We start from the raw sequence: 21,357 nt of genomic DNA on the forward strand, positions 1-21,357 counted from the left end.
GGCCGCCCAGGGTGCGGCCGGGACCTTCGGTCGGTGCGCCGCTCAGTTGTCCGGGGCGAAGGGGACCTGTTCGCTCACGCCCGCCGGTACGCGGGTGCGCGGGGTGCCGCTGGTCGCGGGCTGCCGCTTCGCGTGGACGGGCGCGGACAGGGCGGGCGTGCCCGGCGGCAGGCCGAGCCTGACGGGGGAGCCGGCGGCCGGGGCCGTCCATCCCGAGACCGCGCCCGCGTACGCGGCCCCGAAGCCCGCGGTGCCCGAGGTGGTGCCGGTGGGCATGGTGGCGGTGATCGCGACGCCGTTGGGGGCCTGCACGGTGACGGTGTCCCCGACGCGGTAGGCGGTCACCTGACCGGAGTCCACGGCCGTCTTCCACGCGGCGCGGCGCCGCAGTTCGACGCCGATGTCCTTCATCCGCAGGTTCACCACCGGGGTGTCGTCCGCGAACAGGTCCTTGTAGCCGTCGAGGACCCCGTCGAGCACCGGGTAGGCGATGCGCTCCTCGGCGAGGTTCGACTGGTGGATGAAGTGCGGCTTCGGGTCGTTGGAGAGCACGTGACCGAGGTCGATGCGGGTCTCCAGCGGCACGATGTGGTCGGCGTAGCCCGTGCTGGTGCTCAGCGGCGCCGCCAGGCAGGTCGAGGTGTCCGGGTGGTCCTCGCAGATGCCGCTGCCGCCCTGGGCGCGGCTGGTGTAGATCCAGTTGTACTCGTCGACCTGCTCGGCCGCCTTGCCCGCGTTGTAGAAGACGTTCATCGGGTAGCGCGGGACGGTGGTGGCGGGGCCGACCTGACGCTGTCCGGTCTCACGGGAGTTGTCGGAGCCGAGCCAGGTGACGCCGTTGTCGGCGAGTGCCGGCGCCAGGTTGGGGTTGTCGGCGGGCTGCTGCGGCGAGAGCTTGAGGCCGGAGTGCTCCCCGGTGATCAACTCCTGGCTGTCCAGCGGCAGTCCGGCCGTCTGTCCCCAGGCGCGGTTGGCGGCGATCTCGTCGGAGACGGCGGTGCGCGAGACCCACTTGGTGCTGCCGTCGGCGTTGGTGGCGCATCTCCAGGGCAGCACGCTGACGTCCTGCTCGCAGCCGAGGAACGCGTGGGTGAAGGTGTGGTTGATCCAGCGGAACCGGTCGCGGTCGGCGATGAGCTTGTCGGCGAGCGGATCGGCGCCGTTGTCGTCCTCGCGCTGGTCGACGCTGCCGGCGCCGTTGTACGCGAGGTCGAGGGTGAAGTTCTGTCTCGTCTGCCAGTCGACGGCGTGGTCGACGTCCGCCGGGGTCATCCGGATCGGGTTGGCCACGCCCTCGCCCTGCGGGCAGTCGATGTCGCCCGGGGTGCAGTCGAGCGTCGTGTCCCAGCGGTCGTCACCGGCGAAGACGTCGTCGACGTGTACGGCGAAGTAGTTGCGCGAGGCGCCGAGGTGCACGCCCTGGGTCATCCATTCCACGATGCCGCGTGCCAGCAGCCGGAACTGCTGCTGGTACTGGTTGTACACGAACGTGACGACCAGCTCGCGGCGTCCGTCGTGCCGGTACTCGCCCACGAGGGAGCCGCGCGAGGACCCTCCGGGGATCGGCGCGTCGACGTACGGGGTGAAGTCGGCCCCCGCCGCGGGTGTCGACAGGTAGGCGTAACTCTCGCCCACGTCCGGCGAGTTGTCCTCGAACGGCACCGCCCCGTCCAGATAGCCGAAGGGGCCGGCCTTTCCGGCGGACGTGACCTGTGCGCGCACCCCGTCGAGGCTGCCCGAGTAGCCGCCGGTGACCGGGTACTGGAGCCCGGCCTCGGGGCGGGCGTAGGTGTAGGCGTCGACCTGCGGGATCGCGTACGTCTGCTCGTACGCCGCGAGGGCCGCCATCTCGGCGGAGTTCGCCGGGAACGGGTTGTCGTTGGGCAGCACGACCGCCTGGAACCTGGCGCGCGGGATGCCGTCGACCGTGTCCGCGAGGAACCCGGCGTCGATGACCGGCCGGCCCGACCGTGCCAGGTCGACCTCGGTGTACGGCGTTCCGGCGGCGTCCAGTTCGGCGGCGATGGCGTCGGTCGCGGGTCCGCCGTCGCTCACGATCAGCACCCGCAGATCGATGCGGGGTGCGACCGGATCGGCGTGTGCCGTGCCGGCGGGTAAGCCGAGCGAGGCAATGAGCGCGCCGACCGTGAGCGCGGTCGTGCGAATGGTCCGCTTCATGCGGTGAAGTCCCCTCCCCGGGCAGGGGTGAGTACTGCTCCCATGGAGCGGACCACCCCCTGGCGTGACGCCACCGCCCCCCTCAGACGTCGGTCGTCAACGCTCTCGTCGCGTCACATAGTGAGGTCTCTGTGTAGCTTTCGTGCGCCTGCTGCGAAACATGACGGAAAAGAGCAGGTATCCAACAGACGTTACGAGAAGGCCAGTTGAGGGTGCATTGGCCGCCGGGGCGGACGCGGTGGGGAGCGGGCGGGAGGCGCCTGCGCTGGCCCGCCTTGAGGAGTGGCGGATCTGGAACACCGGAGTCCGCCCGAGAGCGGTGCCAGTGGTCCAGACCACCACGGTCATCAGGGCGAGTGATCGGTTTTAGGTCACCCCTCACCTGCTCCTGAGAGCGAGCCGCCCTCGGGAGCAACCGCTCCCGAGGGCGAACCGACGCCGAGAGGTGGCCGGTCCGCGCGACGCGCGCGCACCGGCCGCCCCTGGCGGTGACGGCTCAGGCGCAGAGCACGCGGGTCTCGGGCGTGTACGCCGGCCCGCCGCTGGTGCTCGTGCTGTCGCTGAACTCGGCGTAGTAGTACGAGTAGAAGCCGATGTTCCCGTTGCAGCCGGAGTCGGCGGCGACCTGGAGGGTCAGCGTGACGGTGCGACTCTGGCCGGGCGGGATGGTGGACCCGTAGTTCGGGCCGAGGTTGGTGGGCCCGGTGCCCGAGCACGGAACGCTGCCGGTCGCCGTGGCGAGGTTGCAGCCGCTGAAGGTGTACTTCAGATCGGGACGCTGGGTGGTCAGCCAGGTCGGTTCGATCGTCTGGTAGACGAACCACACGTCGTACGTCCGGTGGTTGGTGATCGTCATCGAGAGGTTGACCGTGCCGCCGGGGGTGGTCGTGGCGCTGTCGCTGGTGAACGTCAGGTCGGCCGGGGCGGGGTCGGCCGCGCTCGCGGTGGGAGCCAGGCCGAACAGGGCGACGAGGAGGGCGAGGACGGAGGCGAGACCGAGGCGTCTCAGCTGTGTTGATCGCATGGCCCCGGAGGCTAGGCAGGCGGCGGAGGCACCGTCTGCCCCCGAGCGGACACGGAGTGTGAGTGGCGGCCTGAAGTGGACGACCGGTGCGCTTGGTGTGGAGGCGCTGTGCGGGGCTGCCGTTTCCGTGCGATCCCCTGCGGTGACCGGGTGACCGGGTGACGGGGAACCGGCCGGCGGGAGCGGCCGCCGAAGGCCTGCCGGTCCGGCCGGACCGTCGCTATTGGCGGATACCGTGTGCCGGGCCGGTCGTGCCGGGCTCGCCGAAGGCTCTGACGTCGCGGCGAATCCGGCCAGAGTGTGGCGTTCCGGCCGGTCGGGCACCTGTCGGCGGACGCTTCGAACGCGACCGGAAATTCCCGTGCATGAAGCGGGAGGGGGAGGGCACTAGAACGTCAGCTCGTGGACGCCTCCCCCCGGCGGCCCCGAGCCCCGGCCCCGCCCGCCGTCCCACCCCCCCTGGACGCGCGGCGGGGCCGCAATCGTTGGCCTCCCTGGTTCCGCCTCCGCTTTCGCTACCGAGCGCGGAGGCGGCCGGTCCCGTCAGCCGTGCTCCAGCGAGCGGGACTCCGCGCGGTGGTCGTAGTAGGCCCAGGCCGTCACGACCACCACCGCGGTCACCGCCACGGCGGCGACGCGCAGCCCCCCGGACGTCAGGAAGGCGACCAGCCCGACCAGGGCGGCGCCCCCCAGCATGATCATGCGGCTGGTGAAGTGCTGGCCGGGGGACTGCGGCTCCTCCCGGTCCTTGAGGTCGTGCAGTGCGTCCCGGGCCGGACGGCGGGAGCCGCGCCGGGACCGCGTCCGGTACTGAAGTCCGTAACTGATCAGGCAGTAGAGCGCGAGAGCTCCCAGTGCCCACAGCCACGCCTGCCCGTCGGCTGCCCCACCACCGTGCATACGTGCCAGATACATGACAGCTCTCCTCCGGGAGGCTCATGGCCCAAGGGCATCCGGATGCCCGCGAAACCCGCGAACACGCGTGTCAGCGGGGAGCGGCCCGGCGTCCGTGTGGCGCAATGGAGAAATCGCCGGACAAGGGGTGTCGGCCTCCGGGAACGGGACACCCGGTCCTCTCCAGCGGGACAACACGCTGAGAAGAGGTGACCGGACCCCGGTCACCGGGGGTGCGCCGCGCGAGACCGAAGCGCGTACACCCGCACAGGAGTTGGAGGAATTCTTCGTGAACGAGAACCTTTGGGGTTACGGCCCGACCGCCGGTCACACGCCCGACGCGGACCTCACCGGCTACAAGGTGGAGGCAACGGACGGCCACATCGGAAAGGTCGACAAGCACTCCGACGAGGTCGGTTCTCAGTACATCGTCGTCGACACCGGCGTCTGGATCTTCGGTAAGGAGGTCCTGCTGCCCGCCGGGACGATCACGTCGATCAGCCACGAGGACAAGACCATCCAGGTCGCGCGGAGCAAGGACGAGATCAAGTCGGCACCGGAGTTCGACAAGGAGAAGCATCTCGGCGATCCGCACTACCGCGACCAGCTCGGCGGCCACTACGGATCCGGTCACTGACGCGAACACGAGCGCCGGTGCCGCCCCCGAAACGGGTGACACCGGCGTCCTCCGTGTCCGGGGCCGATGCGGCCGCCCCGGCGTGGCCCCGCATCCGCCGGGCGGACCCGACGGGAAGATCGGTCGAGGAGGGCGCGGCCGTCGCCGTACGGACGCCGGAGCGCGCCCGGACCACACCGCGGCCACCGGCGCGCGGACGGACCGGCTGCTCGGAGGATGATGCCCATGACCGCCAAGCGCGGTGTGCCCGATGTCCTGGTCGTCGGCGGCGGACTCGCCGGTCTGGCGTGCGCCCGTGATCTCGCCGGGAACGGCTTCGACGTCCGGTTGCTGGAGGCGTCGGACGGGGTGGGCGGCCGGATGCGTTCCGACACGCACGACGGATTCACCATCGACCGCGGCTTCCAGGTCTTCAACACGTCCTATCCGCAGGTCCGGCGCCGGCTCCCGCTGCGCGATCTGCGGCTGCGGCCCTTCACTCCCGGCGTCCTGGTCCACACCCCGGACGGCCCGCTGCGCTTCAGCGACCCGACCCGCGGCCCCCGGCACCTGGGCGACCTGCGCCCGGGGCGGCTCGCGGGAATCCGCGACCTGATCGCGCTGGCGGCCCTGTCCGGCAGGGACATGCTCGCCCCCGCGCGCACCCTGAAGCGCGGTGAGGACCGCACCACCCGCACCGCGCTGGCCTCGGCGGGGTTCTCCGAGGAGTTCGTGGAACGGTTCTTCCGGCCCTTCCTGTCCGGAGTCTTCCTGGAGGACCAACTGGAGACCTCCGGCAAGGTGTTCCACCTCGTCTGGCGCAGCATGCTCCGCGGCACGTTGTGCCTGCCCGGCGCGGGCATCGGGGCGGTGCCGCGCCTGCTGGCCGACGCGCTTCCCCCGGACACCGTGCGCCTCGACACGCCGGTCGCGCGCCTCACCGACGACGGAGTGGAGCTGGACGCCGGGTCCGAACTCGCCGCGCGCGCCGTGGTGGTGGCGACGGGCCCGGGTCCCGCAGGCCGTCTGCTGCCCGGCCTGGACCTCCCGGCCTACCGCGTCGTGACGACGTACTACCACGCCGCGTCCCGCACGCCGCTGGCCGAGGCCACGCTGATGACGGACACCCGCCGGCGCTTCCTCAACACCTGTGTCCTCAGCGAGGTGGTTCCCGGCTACGCGCCCCCCGGGACGTCGTTGATCGCCACCTCGGTCCTCGGCCCGGACCAGGAGGGGCAGGAGGTGTGGCTGCGCGACGCGCTCGCCGAGGCGTACGGCACGGACACCGCCGACTGGGAACCGCTGACCGTCCGGACGATTCCCGACGCCCTGCCCGCGATGCCCCCGCCCCAGCCGCTCACCCGCACCGCCCGGGTGTCCGTCGGCCGCTACGTGTGCGGGGACCATCGGGCCACGGGCTCGGTGCAGGGCGCCCTCGCGTCCGGGGCGCGCGCCGCACGCGAGGTCGCGCGGGACCTCGCCGGACGGCTGTGAGGAGCGGCCCGAGGCGTCCGGGCGTCGTCACGTTCGGTGACCTCGCGGGTTCCGGCCCATCCGCGGGCGCGGTGGCTACGGATCTCCCTTGAGGGAAAAAGGGATGAAACATCATGAAATCTACTTACATGCAATGTGTGGTCCCGTCGGTGGGACCGGCCGTCCTGCGTGGGCAGCGCGGCGCTCTCCGCCGCAAGCTGGCCGCCTGGGGTCTGGGGCGCACCGCCTGCGAGGACATCCTTCTCGTCACCGGTGAGCTGCTCGCCAACGCCCTCGACCACGGCACGCCGCCGGTCCGGGTGGTCTTCACCCAGAGCCGCACGATGGAGGGCCGCCTCGTGCACATCGAGGTCGCCGACGCCGGTACCGGACTGAACACCGGTCTCGTGCGCGCGACCTGGCGGCATCCGTCGTTCTCCCTGGCCGAAGGGGGCCGGGGGCTGCTGATCGTGGACACCCTCGCCGCGAGCTGGGGGGACGTCCCGACCGACGGGGGGCACACGGTCTGGGCGGACGTCGACTGCGTGGGCGCCGGCGTACCCGCGAGGCAGTGATCCACGCGGCTTCCCGTGGCGGGGGACGGCCGGCCGGACAGGGCTAGGGGAGCGTCTGCTCCGTCCAGATCGTCTTGCCGTTCCCGGAGTAGCGGATGCCCCAGTTGTGGCTCATCTCCTGGCAGATGAACAGACCGCGCCCGCCCTCGTCGACCGTGCGGGCGTGCCGGATCCGGGGGGCCGCAGCCCCGCCGTCGCTGACCTCGCAGGTGAGCGTCGAGTCCTTGATGAGCCGGAGCTGGACCGGCGCCGCCCCGTAGCGCACGGCGTTGGTCACCAGCTCGCTGACGATCAGTTCCGTCGAGAACGCGGTCTCCTCGTCCACCCGCCACAGCCTGAGCCGGTGCTGAGTGTGGTGCCGTGCCGTCGCGGCGGCCGCCGCGACGGAATCCAGCGGCCACGTAGCCACCTGGTCCGGGGGGAACGCCCGGGTGCGGGCGAGCAGGAGCAGCACGTCGTGCGTGCCCGGAGTGCCGCGCAGCCGGTACAGGATGTCGTCGCGCAACTCGGACAGGGGCCGGTCCAGCCGGGTCAGCGCCTCGCGCAGCAGCTTCGACGGGCGTCCGCCCGCGGTGTCGGAGGCCGGGAAGGACGTCGTCCACAGGGCGAGAACACTGCCTTCGGGCATCGGCACGGACGCCGTGGCGAAGGGCGGCCCGTCCCGGCTGCCGAGCAGCGGGCCCATCGGAAGTTCCGGAACATGGATCACCCCGCTGGGATGCGCGACGACCGGCGCGGGGTGTCCGGCGGAGGCCATGGCGCAGACCCCGCGCAGCGGATCGTGCACCACGTACACACAGCTGGCCCTGAGCGGCTCCTGATGCAGCGGGTCACCCGACGGCAGCGCCTGCCGTTCGTAGGCGAGACGTACGACGGTGTCGTTGAGGCGGGCGAGCAGCTCGTCGGGCTCCAGGTCGAGCGCGGCGAGCGAGCGGACGACCGTCCGCAGCTGCCCCATGGTGGTCGCGGCGTCGATGCCGCTCCCGCCGACCTCGCCCACGGCCAGCGCGGTGCGGGCGCCCGGGAGGCTGAAGGCGTCGAACCAGGTGCCCGCGCCCGCGTCGGCCGGCAGGTGCAGCTGCGCGAACTCCATGGCCGTCTGCGAGGGCGGGTCCGGGGGCAGCAGATGGCGTTGCAGCGCCGCCGCGATGGTGTGTTCGTGGGTGTAGCGGCGCGCGTTGTCGAGACTGAGCGCCGTGTGGGTGGCCAGCTCGTGCGCGAGGGCCACGTCGTTCGCGTCGAAGGCGTCGCTCGGCCGTACCCGGTACAGGCTCAGCAGCCCGAGGACGGAGCCGCGCACGGCGAGCGGGGCGGTGAGCAGCATGCGGGCGCCGGAGGCGCGGATGGCGCGGGCCCGCTGCGGATCGGCGACGAGCCAGGGGGTGTCCTCGTCGAGGGTGACGGCCCGCGGTTTGAGGTCGCTCAGTACCTGTGAGTACGGCGTCGGCGACGGCAGCGCACGGACGTCACCCAGCGGATGGGCCTGCGCCGCCCGGTCGGGGCCGCCGTTGCGGAACGCGGCCCGGCGCAGCGGGACCTCGCGGCCCAGCGGACTGAGCGGCGGATCCTCGCCCCGCACCACCGCGTCGACCACCTCCACCACCGCGATGTCGGCGAACCCCGGCACCAGGGCGTCCACCAGTTCCTCGCAGGTGGCGACGACGTCGAGGCTCCGCCCGACCCGTTCCCGCACCGAGGCGAGCGTCTCGATCCGCCGCTCGGTGCGCATGTGCTCGGTGACCTCGGTCAGGGAGACGACCGCTCCGCGCCCGTCCTTGAGCGGAAAGGCGGAGACCCGCACGAACCGCTCCGCTCCGTTACCGCCCGTGGGATCGAGGCGTACGACGTAGTCCGTGACGGGCGTGTCGGAGGTGACGACCTCCCGCAGGATGCTCTCGAACTCCTGCGGACGGGAGGGCCGGCACACCTCGCCGACCGGCCTGCCACGGGCCTCGTCCGCCGTGACGCCGCACAGCGCGACGGCCGGGTTGTTGAGGTTGAGGACCCGCAGCTCCGCGTCGAGGACGAAGAACGCCTCCAGGGTGTTCGCGCGCAACGCGTCGAAGACGGCGTTCCTGGTGTCGGGCGTCTCGCCCCGCGGGCCGGAGGCAGGGGTCTCACCGACCGCTTCGAAGACTCCCCAGGCCGCGCCTCCGTCGGGCAGCGGCACCGGGCGGACGCGCAGGTCGACGGGGTTGCCCTCGTGGTCGCGGACACCGGATGCCCCGGAACCGGGCTCCGCCGGGTCGTCGGGGTCCTCGCCATCGGGCATGACCATGTCCAGGGCTGTCCTTCCCACGGCCTCGGACGCCGGTCGCTGCCAGAGTTCCCTCGCCCTGGGGCTCCAGTCGACGACGACACCGGCGCCGTCGACGACGATCAGCGGAGCCTCACCAGTCACCGGAATCACCTCTGCTGTGGGTCCGGCTGCGCACCTCCGCGTCGGGGGAGGGATTCGGCGGCTGATTCTCACCGGAGGAGGTCATGTCGCGAACCGTGTGCTCATCGGTCCACCGAGCACCGATTCTTCCAATGTAGGACCTCGTCCAGAGCGGGGCGCGTCGGCAGCCGTCCGCGCACCACGCACAGCACCCCTTGCCCAGGGCTACTGAGCAAGGGGCGCGGCAGGCGGGCGGGGCGGTTCAGGGCGGCGGCCGACTCCCGATCGGCCGAAGTACCTCCCGATCGGTCCCGTCAGCCCTTGGCCATGTCCGACTCCGCGGAACTCGCCGCCGACTCCGCGCCGTCGACCAGCTTCCGCAGGTGCGCGAGATCCGTGGGGGAGGAGGCCGGTGCGGGGTTGTCCGAGGTGTCCGCGTGGCCGCCGCACCCGGTCAGCAGCAGCGCCGCGGTGGCGACGGCCAGGGCGAGGTGCCGGGCCCGCATCAGGCGTCGGCTCCGTTCTTGTTGGCCTTGCACCACTTCACCACGGACGCCAGATCCTTCTGGCGGCTCTCCAGGGTCGGCACGAGCGAGCGGCGGTGGGTGAGCCGCTTGTCGAGATACTTCTCTATCTCCGTGTGCCCCGCCGACTTCGCGTTGGCGACCCGCTTCTCCAGTCGGGTGATCGAGCCGCGCTCCGTGACGTCCCCGTTCAGCCGGTCGAGGATCCGGTCGATCCGCTTGTCGATCTTCGGTGCGCGCTTGCAGAGCGCGTGGGCGCCGTCACCGGTCGGTGCGCCGGACGGCTTCTTCCCCGAGTCGTCGGCCGACGCGGCGCCCGCCGCGCCGAGCAGCGCTCCGACGGCCATCAGTGAGACGACGGTCGTCCTGGTCCTCGATGCCTTCGGCGTCCTCGGTGTCTTCGGTGTCTTCGGTGTCTTCGGTGTCTTCGCCATGCTGAACTCCTCTTCCTTCCGGGACGGTTGCCCGCACCCCGGGCACGCTAGGAGTCCTCTTTGTGGAATCCTTGTGGCCGGTCACCGGCGGTCGTGATCATCCAGTTCCGCTGGAGAGGGAGCGTCGCCTCCGTCTCCGCCGTGCCGTCGACGAGGGGCAGGACCACCTCGATCCGGGTACCCGCGCCGCCGGGCGGCTCGACGATACGGACACGGCCGCGGTGCAGGTCGATCTGCTGGGCCACGAGGGTGAGGCCGAGGCCCGAACCCGGGCTGTCCGGGCGGCGCCTGAACCGCTCGAACACCTCGGCCCGGCGTTCCGGCGCGATGCCGGGGCCCTGGTCGGTGACGACGAGGACGGCGTCGCCGCCGCTCGCGCGCAGCGTCACGTCGACCCGCGCGGGCCGCCCGTCCACACGGCCGTGCACCAGCGCGTTGGCGAGCAGGTTGTCGACCACCGTCCGCAGCCCCGGCTCCCATCCGTACACGCGCAGCCCCGGCGGCCAGTCGCCGGAGAGGTGGACGAGCGGGTGGCGGTGCCGCTGCTCCCGCGCGCTCGCCTCGACGACGTCCGCGAGGTCGACCGGCCCGAAGGCGTCCGCCTCGACCAGGTCCCCGCGGCCCAGCTCGCGCAGCATGACCAACAGCCCGAGCAGCCGGGCGTGTTCACGACGCAGGTCGTCCAGGACCTCGTCGCGGTCGGGCCCGGGAAGGTGCGGGTGCTCGCTCAGGATCTCCAGGTTGGTCTGCATGCTCATCAGCGGGGTGCGCAGTTCGTGCGCGGCGGCGGACGCGAACGAACGCGCTGTGGCCAGCGCCTCCGCCGTACGAGCGGCCTGTTCGTCGTAGCGGCTGAGGACCGTCTGGAGGGTGTGCGCCAGGTCGTCGACCTCCACGATCCGCGTCGGCGTGTGGTCCAGGCGGGCCGTGCTGGTCCGCGGGTCAAGGCCGTTCGCGCCGTCCCGAAGCCGCCGCAGCGGACGGCTCGCCCGCCCGGCCACCGCCCCGGCCAGCAGCCCGGACAGCGGCGCGGCGAGCAGCGCCACGGTCACCACACGCCGGCGCACCAGGCGGAGTTGGGTGTCGCTCGCGGTGTCGGGTGCGAACAGCCAGAGGGTTCCGCGTGCTCCGGCCCGGCCGGCGGCCACCCGCGTCGACAGGATCCGCCAGGTGTCCCCGCCGGCCCGCAGGGTGACCGGCGCCGGCGCGCTCGCGGGCAGAGGTGCCGCCTGGTCCGGCTGCGGCCCGCCGGTGAACGTCTCCTCGGGGCCGACCAGCCGGACGCCGACATCCAGGGCCGACGTGAACAGTCGCCGTTCACGGGCCCGTTCGACCGCCGCCGACCGGTCGGCGGCACTCGCGCGCAGCAGTCCGCGGGCGTCCTTCGCGACGGCCGCCGCGCTCTGCCTCAGGTGGGTGTCCTGCTGGTGGTGCAGATCCGTCGCGACGAGCCGCAGCAGCAGCCAGCCGGTGGCCAGCACCAGGAGCGGCACGGTCACGCCGACGGCCAGCGCGATGCGGGTGGACAGTCTCATCGTCCGGCCTCCGGTCCGTCGTCGCGCAGCACGAACCCCACGCCTCGTACGGTGTGGATGATGCGGGCGCGGCCCGCCGCCTCCAGTTTGCGGCGCAGATAGCTCACGAACGTGTCCACCGCGTCGGTGCGCACGTCGAAGTCGTAGCCCCAGACCCGTTCGAGCAGCTGGTCCCGGCCCAACACGATGCCGGTGTTGATCGCGAGGACGTGCAGCAGCTCGAACTCCCGCCGGGTCAGGTCGAGTCGACGTCCGTCGAGGCTCACCTCCCGGGCCGCGGGATCCAGTGACAGACCGCCGACCCGTACGGTCTCGGTGTCCCTCGGTGGTCTGCGCCGCAGGAGCGCCTCCAGGCGCAGCACCAGTTCCTGGAGGGCGAACGGTTTCACCAGGTAGTCGTCGCCGCCCGCCTGCAGCCCCGCGATCCGGTCGGCGGTCTCGTCGAGCGCGGAGAGCATCAGGACCGGTACGTCGTTGTCCTCACCGCGCAGCGTCCGGCAGACGTCGATGCCGCCGAGGTCCGGCATCGAGATGTCCAGCACGATCGCGTCCGGCGGAGTCCGCCGGGCCACCTCCAGCGCGGGCCTGCCGCCGTCGGCGAGGTCCACGGTGAACCCGCCCAGTCGCAGACCGCGTTCCAGTGAACGCCGTATCGCCGCGTCGTCGTCGACGACGAGGACCCGGCCCCGATCTCGCCCCATCGCCACCCTCCCGGCCCGCCGACCGGCCGCCGTCCGGCCCGGTCGCCGACCATGGTGCACCAGCCGTCGCGCCGGCCCACTCCCCAGGGCCCCGCCGCCACCGTCGCGAGCGCGGTCACCGTGCCGCGCCAGGTGCCCGTCGACGCGGTGTCGCGGAGATGTCCGCCGGCCGACGCCGGGCGGTGCTCCGGTGCGCCCCGGTGCGAGGGTGGGGGCCGATCGCGGACGCCAGGCACGCATCGGTAACGAACGACCTGTCTCCGGCGTAAGCGACCGATCGCGCGGCGTAATGTCCGCCGTCCGGGGCGTTCGTGGGGGAGTGTCCCGGTGTGTGGGGGAGGGAAGGTCATGGCTGCCATGGCGCATGAACCGGGAACGCGCCGGAGATTCAGGGCGCGACAGATCTCGGCGCTGTGTCTGGGGATCCTGTGCGCGACGCTGTCCGGGTGCGGGAGCGACGACGATCCGGCGGCCGCCGCCTCGACGGTCTCCGTGAGCGGCTCAACGTCCGGTCCGCCGACGTCCGCCGCCGCCGCGACGGCCGATCCGCCGCCCTCGGCCGATGAGCCGACGGACACGCCGACGCCGACGGAGGAGCCGGTCACGGAGTCCTCGGAGGACGAGACCGTGGCGGCCGACGCGTCCGACGCGTCGGCGCTGTGGGGCGCGGCGTACAGCGGCACCGCCGACATCTCCGTCGACGTCTACGACTACTGCGGCACCGGCGGCGCCCGGAGGCTCGCCGGCAGCAGGAGGTACTCCATGGACAGCACGCTGAACCTGAGCGGTCCGCGGATCGGTGGGGACGAGACCGAGGCCAACCCGTTCTCGATGTTGTTCGCGGCGGGCGATCCGTCCCGGGCGGGCGCGGTGTCCTTCTGGTCCTCGGCCGTCAGCGCGACGTCCTCCCAGGACCTCGCCGGCAACCCACGGGACCCGCATCTTCTGCTCACCTACTGGGACATCGACTGGACCAACGGCGAACTCGACGCCCGGCTCACCGATCCGCACACCCGGCAGGCGATCGCCCTCAACCTCCTCAACTGGCCCAGCCCGGTGGTCGCCTGCCGCTCCGACCTCGGCGAGTTGCCCGGTGGCCACCCGCACGCGCTGGCCTCGGGTGCGACGTTCACAGGGCGACTCGACCGCTCCTCCGCGTCGCTCACGGCGGAGGGCGGCAGCACCGACGGCCTGATCGCGTTCCGCCTCCAGTTCGACGGAACGGCCTCGTGAGGCGGTCGGCGTGGATGCCGGGGGCGCCGTGCCGGGTGGGCGCGTGCTCGGGGCAGGGGTGCACCGGCGTGCGGGTGCGCGACCGCTCGGGCGCCCTCGTCCGACCGATGCCCGCACCCGCACCTGTACCCGCACCCGTGCCCGCCTCGTCACCGTCACGTCACAGCCCCGTCCGGACGCGAACCTCCGGCGGCCTCTGTGCGCTCTGTAACGACGAGCGCCGGTGAGTGACCGGCGCTCGACCAACTCATCGGGGGACTCCATGCGCAACGGGACGCGGTACGGGTCGCGGTACGGGTCGGCTGCCCGCAGGGCCGCTCTGGCGACGGCGGGCGTGTCGGCCGCCGCACTTCTCATGACGGCCTGCCAGCCGGGCGACGACGGGACGGGCTCCGCGCCGTCGGCGGCTTCCTCGGCGCCCACGGGCGGTACGGGATCGTCGGGCGGTCCGTCGACGAAGCCCCCCTCGGGGAAGCCGGGTTCGGGCGGCACGTCCTCGGCCCCCGCGACCTCCCCCTGCGCCGCGGAGGCGCTGGGGACGTCCATGCGTCAGGCCGATGTCCGGCCGGACGGGACCGGAACGGGCGCGGCGGTCGTCGAGTTCACCAACACGTCCGGCGCGTCGTGCGCCCTCCAGGGGCATCCGACCGTGGCGGGCGCGGCCAACGGCTCCCCGGACAAGGGCCGTCCGCTCAGGGTGACCCCGACCGGTTCGGCGGCCCGGGTGGTCCTCGCGCCCGGCGGGAAGGCCTGGGTCAAGCTGACGTTCACACAGGTCCAGGGCGAGGGCGACGGATACTGCGCCTCCGGGGCCGACCCCGCCACCTATCCGACCCTCGTGGTGGGCCTTCCCGGAGCCGGCGCGCACCAAGTGGCCCTGGACGACGGCGTGGTGGCCGAATGCGACGACACGGTGACCGCCACCGCCGTCACGGCCGCCAAGCCCTCCTGACCGCACACGCCCACACATGCCCTCGCCGCCGCACGTCCGGGCGGCGGCGGTGTGCGGTCCTCGCGTTTCAGAAGCGTTGGAACAGGACCGGGATCAAGGCGGGTACCGCCGGTGCGAGGAGGTACAGGACGATGCCGGTCATGGCCTTGCGGGTGGTGACCGGCAGCACCGGCTCGGCCCACACCTGCGCGATCGCCGTGCCGGATTCGTCGCCGAGACGCTCGCGGAGGGCTTTCACGTGCTTCTTCTTGACGGCGAGGGCGGAGTGGTAGCCGATCGACGAGGGGTAGACGATCACGAGCATGTCCACCAGCATCACGAAGAAGACGATGAACACCATCCAGGCCGCCGCGGGCAGCCACACCGTGAACAGCACCAGCAGCCCGATCAGATGTGCCAGTGCGGACCCGTACGTCCAGAGCATGAACTGCCGCAGTGACCGCAGCCCTTGGAAACCGTCACTGTCGAACGTCATGTTCGGAGTGACCCCGAAGTGGAGCTTGTCCGACTGGTAGAGGTACGCCGTGAAGACGACGCCCATCACCAACTGCTTGGCCAGGAAGTAGAAGGCGTAGGTGCCCGCCACGCACAGTGCCGTGGCGAGCTCGGGATGGGTGTGCTGGTTCGCCCACCAGCCCTCGTAGACCTCGGAGCGCCAGACCGCGTCGGGGAGGTCGGTGGGGTTCCAGGTTCCCATCAGGCCATGGGTGTTGACGAACGCGTAGAGCAGGACCGTACTCACCGCCATGACCGCGGCGATGGCGAGGGAGACGTACCAGCGGCCGACCAGCCGGAACCACCCGTTGATGCGTTCGGTCAACGCGTTGAGTTGGCCGACCTCCCCCTCGGACAGGTCCTCGCCGCCGCCGTTGCGCACGTTCATCTGGACGAAGTCCCCGATGGCCTGCACCTGCTGGCAGCAGAAGACGGGGGTGACGAAGACGACGGCGAGCACGACGAGGCCGGCCAGGTCCTGGAGCAGGGACAGGCTCACGCCGCTCAACTCGGTGTCGCCCGAGATCAGGTAGTCGAGGGCCCAGCGTCGCTCGGAGGAGTCGGGAGAGCCCAGGACCCCGCCCGCCTCGGCGAGACCGAGCAGGGTGACGGCGGACGCCAGGCTGATCAGCAGGATCCGTGTCTTCGCCGTGACCGTCCGCAGGACCCGGAACCACAGCCGCACCAGCGGACCGAGTTGCCGCCGGACGGGACGCCAGGGCGGGCTGTGCAGCCGGTCGAGTGCCGCTTCGAGATCGGCGGGACGGTACGGACGGAAGACCGTCCCGATGAGCTGTGGTTCCAACGCCTTGAGCTGCTCCATCCCGCCCCCGATGGTCGCACCGCGCAACGGTCCTTTATAGCCTGGCCGCGCGCCGGCCGCCCAGCCCCGCCGCGGCCCGGGACGGCGGTCAGCTCACCGAGCTGTCCGCCCGTACCGCCGATATGGCCACCGTCGTGTACGCGAGGGTGAAGTGGCCTCCCATCGCGTCGATCGCGGTGCCCACCTCGGCCAGGACGCCCGCCAACGCGTCCGCCGCGAGCCGGGTCAGCGCGCCCTGCGTCGGGAGGACGTCCAGCCACGCGTCCCGCGTGTACGACCGCTCCCAGGCGAAGCTCCACTCCTCCGGTTCACCGAACCCGCCCACCTCGTGGAGCCCTTCCCGGGTCCTGTCGAGCACGGAGCGGTAGGGGTCCGAGGACGGCCGGGCCATCGCCGCGAAGTCGAAGGGCGCGTCCGGCATCGCCCTCCGGCAGGCCGCCGCGGTCGCCTCCGCCACCTCGGCCGGCGGACCGAACACATGCCAGAACGCGGCGAACCGGCCCCCGGGCCGCAGCACCCGCGCCGTCCCGGCCGCTCCGGCGACCGGATCGACCCAGTGCCAGGACTGCGCGGCGACGACGGCGTCGAACTCCCGCCCGGCGGGCTCCCACGCCTCGAACGTCGACACCTCGACCTCCGTGCCGAGCCGACGGGCCACCTCGGCCATCCGCCCGTCCGGCTCGACCCCGAGGACGGCGCATCCCGCGGCACGGAACTGCCGGGCGGCGATCCCGGTGCCGCATCCCACGTCGAGCACGTCGGGACCGGGGCTGCCCGCGACGATCCGCCGCACCAGGTCCTCGGGATAGCCGGGCCGGGCCCGGTCGTAACGCTCGGCGTCGGCCCCGAAGGACTCCGCCGTCCGCCGGTGCTCATGAGGTTCTCGCGGTGAGGGGAGCGGCCCTTCCGCCGGTACAGTGGGCATGTGCCCACTATGAGTGGGCGCGTGCCCACTCGTCAACGGTCGAGTTGGGGCGCCGGGTGGACGCGCCCGGTGTGCGGAGGGGGTGCCGGTCCTCCCCGGACGCCGACCGCGCGGGCGACGGTGCCGGTGTCGAGGTGGAGCGGGCGTACGCGCCCGGCAGGAAGGTGGAACCGTTCATGCCGACCGGAGTGGCCCTGCGTGATGCCCGCGAGCAGCTCTTCGCCGCCGCCGAGCGGATCCTGCTGCGCGACGGGCCGAACGCGCTGACCAGCCGGGCCGTGACCGCCGAGGCGGGCTGTGCCAAGGGCGTCCTGCACCGGCACTTCGCCGACTTCGACGACTTCCTCGCCGAGCTCGTACGGGACCGGATCGCCCTCATCGGTGAACAGGGCGGCGCCCTGCGCGCCACCGCCGGAACCGGCACCGTCCCCGACCGCCTCACCGCCGCGCTGGCCGAGGTGTTCGGTCCCCTCGCTCTCGGCATGCTCGGCCTCGTCGTCGCCCGGGACGCGCTGCGCGCCCGGCTGCGGCTCACCACCCCCGTGGGGCTGCCCGTCCTGACGGAGGCCGGGGCCATGATCGCCTCCTACCTGCGCGCCGAGCGCGACCTGGGCCGTGTCGCGCCCCACGCGGACACCGACACGCTCGCGCTCACGCTGATCGGGACCGGCCACCTCCTCTTCGCGGGCCGGGACGACGCGACGCCCGACCCGGCGGCCGTCCGCCGGATGGTGAACTCGGTCGTAGGCGGGGTCCTGCGCGACGCCTGAGCGGGCGGTGCCGGGCGATCGCGTGCGCCCGGGGCACCCGTCCCGCCCGTACCGGGAGCATCGACGCGCACCGGGAATGCGGACGGGGGGTGCGCTGTTACAGCTCATGTAACTGATTGGCATGCGCGAGTCAAGGCTTGTGCATGGTGGGCGAAGGAGGACCTCATGGCACGCAGCACCGCACGCCCCGTCGTCACGTTGAAGTCGACGGCCGGCACCGGCGCCACGTACGTGACGCGCAAGAACCGCGGGAACGACCCCGACCGGCTCGTCCTGCGCAAGTACGACCCGCAGGCGGGCAAGCACGTCGCGTTCCGCGAGGAGCGCTGACCGTACGCCGGCCACGCCCGGCAGGGGTGGCCGACGTCCCCGCCGACGTACCTGCCGCAACCGAGGAGGGAACCCCATGAGGCCCGACATTCATCCCGCATCCCGTCCCGTCGTCTTCCGGGACCGTGCCGCGGACGTCGCGTTCCTGACGCGCTCGACCGCGGAGTCGGCCAGGACGATCGAGTGGGAGGACGGCGCGGTCTACCCCGTCGTCGACGTCGAGATCTCGTCGGCGAGCCACCCGTTCTACACCGGGACCTCACGGGTCCTGGACACCGCCGGCCGGGTGGAGCGCTTCGAGCGCCGCTACGGCCGCGCCGCGGCGAACCGGACCTGAGTCCAGGAGTCCGTCGCGTTCGGCAGGAGGAGAGTCCGACCATGAAGGTACGCAATTCGCTTCGCTCACTGAAGTCCAAGCCCGGCGCCCAGGTGGTGCGCAGGCGCGGCGTGGTCTTCGTCGTGAACAAGAAGAACCCGCGCCTCAAGGCCCGCCAGGGCTGACGGGCGTCGGGGGAGGCACATCCGGCCCGGCTCACGCATCCGCGTGGGCCGGGCCGGCCGCGTGTGCGGCCCCTCTGTGGCCGTCAGCCCTGGCGAACACCGTCATCGGCGGCCGGGGCTCCGAGTCCGGCACTCTCTCCGGTGCCGCGACCACGAAGACGGTCCGGCACCGCACATCGCCGACCTGCCCGTCCGGCCCGCGGCTCACCGATCCCGGACCTCCCTGGCGTTACGATCACGACTGTGACGTGCCTTTCCCCCGCGGCGACCGGATCGCCGGCGGACGGTGGCGCGCCGGTGGCTGGAACCGATGCGTGAGGGTCGCGCCGGGCGCAGAACTCCGAGGGGAGCCGTTCGTGACCACGGCCAGGGACTTGTTCGTCATCACGATGGACAGGGAGTCGGACCGTCCGGTGGGGCAGGGTGACCTGTCGCTCGCCCTCGCCGGGGCCGAGGTGATCGATCTCGTCGGCGCCGGGGCTCTCGTGCTGGAGGGCGACCTGATGGTGCCGAGGCCGGGTTCGGCGACGGACGACCGTCTGCTGGACGAGGCGGCGGCGAAGCTCGGCCGTGACGCGCCGTACGAGCGGGTCGAGGACTGGCTGTGGCGCCGCGGCCGGGATCTGGCGGCGGCCTATCAGAGCGACCTCGAACAGTCGGGTCAGCTCGTCCGGCAGAAGCGGGGCCGGCTGTCGCTCAAGGGGGAGCGCATGGAGCTGGTGGACTCGCCGGCCCGCACCCGTGCCCTGCACCGTTGGGCCGCCGACGAACCCGTGCTCCTCGCCCTCGCGGAGGTCGTCGGGATTCCCGTCGAGCAGACCGAGGACACCCCGGCCGTGGTCGACGAGGGCGTCACGACCGTGCTGGTCGCCGTGCACGACGCGGTGATGGAACTGGAGGCCGTCCGTCAGCGCCGGTCCATCGAGAAGGCGGCGTTCGCCAACATCTGGCGCGGCTGAGGGGCTCCGGCGAGGCTGAGGGGTCCGTGCGCGCCGGGCCCGCCCCCGGGGAGGGTCGGGCCGGTCAGCCGGACTCGCGGGCCCGCCGTACGCTCTCTCGCGCTTCCTGCAGGTGCGCCTCGACCCTGGGCGCACGCCGGGCGCGCAGCGTGTCGGAGACCCGCTGCAGGGTCTTCGTCAGGGGGTTCTTCTCCTGCCCCTCGGCGGCCGCGCGGACGGCGGACGCCGCGTCACGGAACTCCTCCATCTCGCCGAGCGCCGCGTGGGCCAGTTCGGTCGCCTCGCGGTACAGGTCGCGTGATCTGGTCATGGCGTCGAGGGCCTCGGCGTAGGAGGCCGCCTGTGCGCGCGCCTTGGCCAGCTCCTCCTCCAGCGTCAGCAGGCGCCAGTCCTCACGGAGCTCGGTGAGGGCGGCCGCCGCGTCGTCCGGCAGCGGCCAGGGCAGCGCGGCGAAGCGCAGCACCTTGTCCAGCAGCTCCGTCGGTTCGGAGCCGTCGAGGAAGACGCTCCGTACGCTGAATTCCTCCTGGTCGTAGCCGAGCCGGGCCGGTGTGCCCGACAGGATGACGGCTCCGCCGCGCGGCACGGACGTGTCGAGGTCACCGAGGGCCCAGTTGACCGCGTGGTACTGCTCCGGCGTGGCGCGGTGCTCCACCACACGGTGCCGCAGCCCCGGCGGCAGCCGGCGGACCAGGGGGAGCAGTCCGTCGCGGTCGGGCGTCATGGCCTCGTGCACGACGACGTTGATGCTCCAGCTGTGCCGCCCGCTGTCCTTGACCAGCCGGCGCAACGCCGCGTCGTCCTTCGGCAGCGGGTTGATGTCCAGCAGACGGAGTCCGGCCGCGGCGTCCCGGTCCCAGGCGATGTCGCTCCCGGCGGGCCAGAACACGTCGGCGGGGGAGGCCCACGCCAGGTCCCAGGGCTGTTCCGCCTCGGCCGCCAGCGTCCAGTGCCGGTCGCCGTCCACCTCCTCGCGCCCGTCGGTGACGAGACGTGCCCGCACCGTGACGCCGTCGGCGACGAACCAGCGGGCCTCGAAGACGTGACCGCCCGGTGTCGAGGCGCTCTCCGTCTCCAGGAAGTCCTGGATCCGCTCGCTGTTCTTCAGTTGCCGCAGCTGCTCGCGGACAGCGTTCTGCGGGGCGGGGCCGGTGTGGCGCCCGGCGGCCAGCCAGACGGTGTCCGGCGCGATGGGGCGGTCTGGGGAGGACTTCGGCATGAGTCACTTTGCTGGTGGGGTGTGGTGTGCCTTCCCAGTATGGTCACCTCGCGCCATGATCCGGGGACGAGGCCCCCTCGGGGGTCACGGACCTCCGCCCTCGCGTGAATATGCGTGGTTTGTGACCGATCGGGGTGTTTCTGTCTGTGCTGGTGAGCGTGAGGCCGTCGGTGACCGGTCGCCGACGGCCGTGGGGGCGGGTCGGTGGCTCGGCGCGGGTGACCGCCGGGTAGCCACCGGCGTGTCCGGCCCGGCGCCCGGCTGTGTCCAATTCCCGTTTGCCGCTGTTGACTTATGGTCACCTTCGTTGGGGAGGTCGACAACTTCCTTGACCGTTCCAGTGGTTGACGTCGCGGTATGTCGGTCACGTTTCGGGCACGTGAGGTGCGGGGTCTTGACGACGATGGTGACATCCGGCTGTCATTACGCCCACGTTGTTCGGTCGAGTTGGTTTTTGATCGATTTTCCGGCCTCCGGGCCGGTCGTCCGCCCTGACCGAACCCTGCCCACAGGAGCCGTCATGCACCTTCATCTCCCGGGTCCGTCCGCCCCGACTCCCAGCCGCCGTACGCTGCTTCGAGGAATCGGCGGCGCGGCAGCGCTCGGCGCGGGCATACCCCTGCTCAGCGCCTGCGGTGACAGCGGCAGCGCGGCCGACCCCAAGACGGTCACTCTCGGCTCCAACGCCTCGGACGCGGTGCCGAAGAAGGCCTTCGCCGAGATCTACGCCGCGTTCAAGAAGCAGTCCGGCGTCACGGTCGACGTGAACACGAAGGACCACAACACCTTCCAGGAGCAGATCAACTCCTACCTCCA

The 21,357-nt window shown here is 72.3% G+C and carries 21 protein-coding genes and 1 pseudogene; 11 read left to right on the forward strand and 11 right to left on the reverse strand.

The genetic code is table 11. From position 1 onward, the window contains the following. Positions 1–42: 42 nt before the first annotated feature. From AB0C62_RS14330 to AB0C62_RS14340, 3 genes are all read right to left on the reverse strand, one after another. Complete coding sequence (locus tag AB0C62_RS14330; protein WP_362972846.1) at positions 43–2,178, reverse strand: hypothetical protein; 2,136 nt, start codon at positions 2,176–2,178, stop codon at positions 43–45. A gap of 496 nt (positions 2,179–2,674) precedes the next feature. After that, entirely contained in the window at positions 2,675–3,202 is a 528-nt protein-coding gene (locus AB0C62_RS14335) for a hypothetical protein (protein ID WP_362972848.1), read from the reverse strand. Between the two features lie 543 nt (positions 3,203–3,745). Beyond that, a complete protein-coding gene (locus AB0C62_RS14340; RefSeq protein WP_362972850.1) occupies positions 3,746–4,117 on the reverse strand; it encodes a hypothetical protein in 372 nt (123 codons plus the stop codon). A gap of 268 nt (positions 4,118–4,385) precedes the next feature. On the opposite strand from AB0C62_RS14340, the gene AB0C62_RS14345 reads away from it, so the two are divergent. From AB0C62_RS14345 to AB0C62_RS14355, 3 genes are all read left to right on the forward strand, one after another. Further along, positions 4,386–4,733, forward strand: coding sequence for a PRC-barrel domain containing protein (locus tag AB0C62_RS14345; RefSeq protein ID WP_362972851.1), 348 nt, complete (start codon positions 4,386–4,388; stop codon positions 4,731–4,733). 216 nt (positions 4,734–4,949) lie between these two features. After that, positions 4,950–6,206, forward strand: coding sequence for an NAD(P)/FAD-dependent oxidoreductase (locus AB0C62_RS14350; RefSeq protein ID WP_362972853.1), 1,257 nt, complete (start codon positions 4,950–4,952; stop codon positions 6,204–6,206). Positions 6,207–6,319: 113 nt separating this feature from the next. After that, the gene (locus AB0C62_RS14355) at positions 6,320–6,760 is read left to right on the forward strand and encodes an ATP-binding protein (protein WP_362972855.1); all 441 of its coding nucleotides are present in this window, start codon (positions 6,320–6,322) and stop codon (positions 6,758–6,760) included. A 43-nt stretch (positions 6,761–6,803) separates the two neighbouring features. On the opposite strand, the gene AB0C62_RS14360 is transcribed toward AB0C62_RS14355, so the two are convergent. The 5 genes from AB0C62_RS14360 to AB0C62_RS14380 form a co-directional block, all read right to left on the reverse strand. Continuing rightward, positions 6,804–9,161 (reverse strand): SpoIIE family protein phosphatase, encoded by a 2,358-nt coding sequence (locus tag AB0C62_RS14360; RefSeq protein ID WP_362972857.1) that lies wholly within the window; start codon positions 9,159–9,161, stop codon positions 6,804–6,806. A 293-nt stretch (positions 9,162–9,454) separates the two neighbouring features. Then, complete coding sequence (locus AB0C62_RS14365) at positions 9,455–9,646, reverse strand: hypothetical protein (protein WP_362972859.1); 192 nt, start codon at positions 9,644–9,646, stop codon at positions 9,455–9,457. After that, entirely contained in the window at positions 9,646–10,098 is a 453-nt protein-coding gene (locus AB0C62_RS14370) for a hypothetical protein (RefSeq protein ID WP_362972861.1), read from the reverse strand. The genes AB0C62_RS14365 and AB0C62_RS14370 overlap by 1 nt, the downstream gene beginning before the upstream one ends. 47 nt (positions 10,099–10,145) lie before the next feature. Beyond that, positions 10,146–11,633 carry a HAMP domain-containing sensor histidine kinase gene (locus AB0C62_RS14375; RefSeq protein ID WP_362972863.1) on the reverse strand — a complete coding sequence of 496 codons (1,488 nt, stop codon included), beginning with the start codon at positions 11,631–11,633 and terminating at the stop codon, positions 10,146–10,148. Continuing rightward, a complete protein-coding gene (locus AB0C62_RS14380) occupies positions 11,630–12,334 on the reverse strand; it encodes a response regulator transcription factor (RefSeq protein ID WP_362972865.1) in 705 nt (234 codons plus the stop codon). The genes AB0C62_RS14375 and AB0C62_RS14380 overlap by 4 nt, the downstream gene beginning before the upstream one ends. A gap of 357 nt (positions 12,335–12,691) precedes the next feature. Here AB0C62_RS14380 and AB0C62_RS14385 point away from each other — a divergent pair, with 357 nt between their 5' ends. Beyond that, positions 12,692–13,567: a hypothetical protein gene (locus AB0C62_RS14385; protein WP_362972867.1), complete on the forward strand. Its 876-nt coding sequence runs from the start codon at positions 12,692–12,694 to the stop codon at positions 13,565–13,567. 355 nt (positions 13,568–13,922) lie between these two features. Continuing rightward, positions 13,923–14,519, forward strand: a complete 597-nt coding sequence (locus AB0C62_RS14390; RefSeq protein WP_362972905.1) for a DUF4232 domain-containing protein — start codon at positions 13,923–13,925, stop codon at positions 14,517–14,519. Between the two features lie 67 nt (positions 14,520–14,586). Here the strand turns inward: AB0C62_RS14390 and AB0C62_RS14395 are convergent, their stop codons facing one another. Both AB0C62_RS14395 and AB0C62_RS14400 read right to left on the reverse strand, forming a co-directional pair. Next, complete coding sequence (locus AB0C62_RS14395; protein ID WP_362972869.1) at positions 14,587–15,864, reverse strand: hypothetical protein; 1,278 nt, start codon at positions 15,862–15,864, stop codon at positions 14,587–14,589. Between the two features lie 61 nt (positions 15,865–15,925). Further along, positions 15,926–16,762 (reverse strand): class I SAM-dependent methyltransferase, encoded by an 837-nt coding sequence (locus tag AB0C62_RS14400; protein ID WP_362972871.1) that lies wholly within the window; start codon positions 16,760–16,762, stop codon positions 15,926–15,928. Between the two features lie 176 nt (positions 16,763–16,938). On the opposite strand from AB0C62_RS14400, the gene AB0C62_RS14405 reads away from it, so the two are divergent. The 5 genes from AB0C62_RS14405 (at position 16,939) to AB0C62_RS14425 (ending at position 19,322) form a co-directional block, all read left to right on the forward strand. Next, complete coding sequence (locus AB0C62_RS14405) at positions 16,939–17,532, forward strand: TetR/AcrR family transcriptional regulator (RefSeq protein WP_362972874.1); 594 nt, start codon at positions 16,939–16,941, stop codon at positions 17,530–17,532. 165 nt (positions 17,533–17,697) lie between these two features. Then, entirely contained in the window at positions 17,698–17,862 is a 165-nt protein-coding gene (gene rpmG / locus AB0C62_RS14410) for a 50S ribosomal protein L33 (protein ID WP_362972876.1), read from the forward strand. 76 nt (positions 17,863–17,938) lie between these two features. Next, a complete protein-coding gene (locus AB0C62_RS14415) occupies positions 17,939–18,199 on the forward strand; it encodes a type B 50S ribosomal protein L31 (protein WP_362972878.1) in 261 nt (86 codons plus the stop codon). Positions 18,200–18,240: 41 nt separating this feature from the next. Continuing rightward, positions 18,241–18,363: a type B 50S ribosomal protein L36 gene (ykgO, locus tag AB0C62_RS14420; RefSeq protein ID WP_081220789.1), complete on the forward strand. Its 123-nt coding sequence runs from the start codon at positions 18,241–18,243 to the stop codon at positions 18,361–18,363. A gap of 356 nt (positions 18,364–18,719) precedes the next feature. Next, complete coding sequence (locus tag AB0C62_RS14425) at positions 18,720–19,322, forward strand: GPP34 family phosphoprotein (RefSeq protein ID WP_362972880.1); 603 nt, start codon at positions 18,720–18,722, stop codon at positions 19,320–19,322. A 64-nt stretch (positions 19,323–19,386) separates the two neighbouring features. On the opposite strand, the gene AB0C62_RS14430 is transcribed toward AB0C62_RS14425, so the two are convergent. Beyond that, on the reverse strand, positions 19,387–20,541 hold the full coding sequence (locus AB0C62_RS14430) for a hypothetical protein (RefSeq protein WP_362972882.1): 1,155 nt from the start codon (positions 20,539–20,541) through the stop codon (positions 19,387–19,389). 520 nt (positions 20,542–21,061) lie between these two features. Here AB0C62_RS14430 and AB0C62_RS14435 point away from each other — a divergent pair. Next, positions 21,062–21,357 (forward strand): annotated as a pseudogene (locus tag AB0C62_RS14435) (carbohydrate ABC transporter substrate-binding protein); the annotation flags it as partial.

The sequence above is a fragment of the Streptomyces sp. NPDC048643 genome (assembly GCF_040650615.1).
In the GTDB taxonomy this organism is placed as follows: Bacteria; Actinomycetota; Actinomycetes; order Streptomycetales; family Streptomycetaceae; genus Streptomyces.

Bases quoted from the DNA above. Each gene is read 5' to 3' on its own strand.
- AB0C62_RS14375 (WP_362972863.1), bottom strand. From the start codon at position 11,633: ATGAGACTGTCCACCCGCATCGCGCTGGCCGTCGGCGTGACCGTGCCG.
- AB0C62_RS14400 (WP_362972871.1), bottom strand. From the start codon at position 16,762: ATGCCCACTGTACCGGCGGAAGGGCCGCTCCCCTCACCGCGAGAACCT.
- AB0C62_RS14330 (WP_362972846.1), bottom strand. From the start codon at position 2,178: ATGAAGCGGACCATTCGCACGACCGCGCTCACGGTCGGCGCGCTCATT.
- AB0C62_RS14405 (WP_362972874.1), top strand. From the start codon at position 16,939: ATGCCGACCGGAGTGGCCCTGCGTGATGCCCGCGAGCAGCTCTTCGCC.
- AB0C62_RS14355 (WP_362972855.1), top strand. From the start codon at position 6,320: ATGAAATCTACTTACATGCAATGTGTGGTCCCGTCGGTGGGACCGGCC.
- AB0C62_RS14365 (WP_362972859.1), bottom strand. From the start codon at position 9,646: ATGCGGGCCCGGCACCTCGCCCTGGCCGTCGCCACCGCGGCGCTGCTG.
- AB0C62_RS14335 (WP_362972848.1), bottom strand. From the start codon at position 3,202: ATGCGATCAACACAGCTGAGACGCCTCGGTCTCGCCTCCGTCCTCGCC.
- AB0C62_RS14390 (WP_362972905.1), top strand. From the start codon at position 13,923: ATGACGGCCTGCCAGCCGGGCGACGACGGGACGGGCTCCGCGCCGTCG.
- AB0C62_RS14430 (WP_362972882.1), bottom strand. From the start codon at position 20,541: ATGCCGAAGTCCTCCCCAGACCGCCCCATCGCGCCGGACACCGTCTGG.
- rpmG (WP_362972876.1), top strand. From the start codon at position 17,698: ATGGCACGCAGCACCGCACGCCCCGTCGTCACGTTGAAGTCGACGGCC.
- AB0C62_RS14350 (WP_362972853.1), top strand. From the start codon at position 4,950: ATGATGCCCATGACCGCCAAGCGCGGTGTGCCCGATGTCCTGGTCGTC.
- AB0C62_RS14385 (WP_362972867.1), top strand. From the start codon at position 12,692: ATGGCGCATGAACCGGGAACGCGCCGGAGATTCAGGGCGCGACAGATC.
- ykgO (WP_081220789.1), top strand. From the start codon at position 18,241: ATGAAGGTACGCAATTCGCTTCGCTCACTGAAGTCCAAGCCCGGCGCC.
- AB0C62_RS14380 (WP_362972865.1), bottom strand. From the start codon at position 12,334: ATGGGGCGAGATCGGGGCCGGGTCCTCGTCGTCGACGACGACGCGGCG.
- AB0C62_RS14340 (WP_362972850.1), bottom strand. From the start codon at position 4,117: ATGTATCTGGCACGTATGCACGGTGGTGGGGCAGCCGACGGGCAGGCG.
- AB0C62_RS14415 (WP_362972878.1), top strand. From the start codon at position 17,939: ATGAGGCCCGACATTCATCCCGCATCCCGTCCCGTCGTCTTCCGGGAC.
- AB0C62_RS14370 (WP_362972861.1), bottom strand. From the start codon at position 10,098: ATGGCGAAGACACCGAAGACACCGAAGACACCGAAGACACCGAGGACG.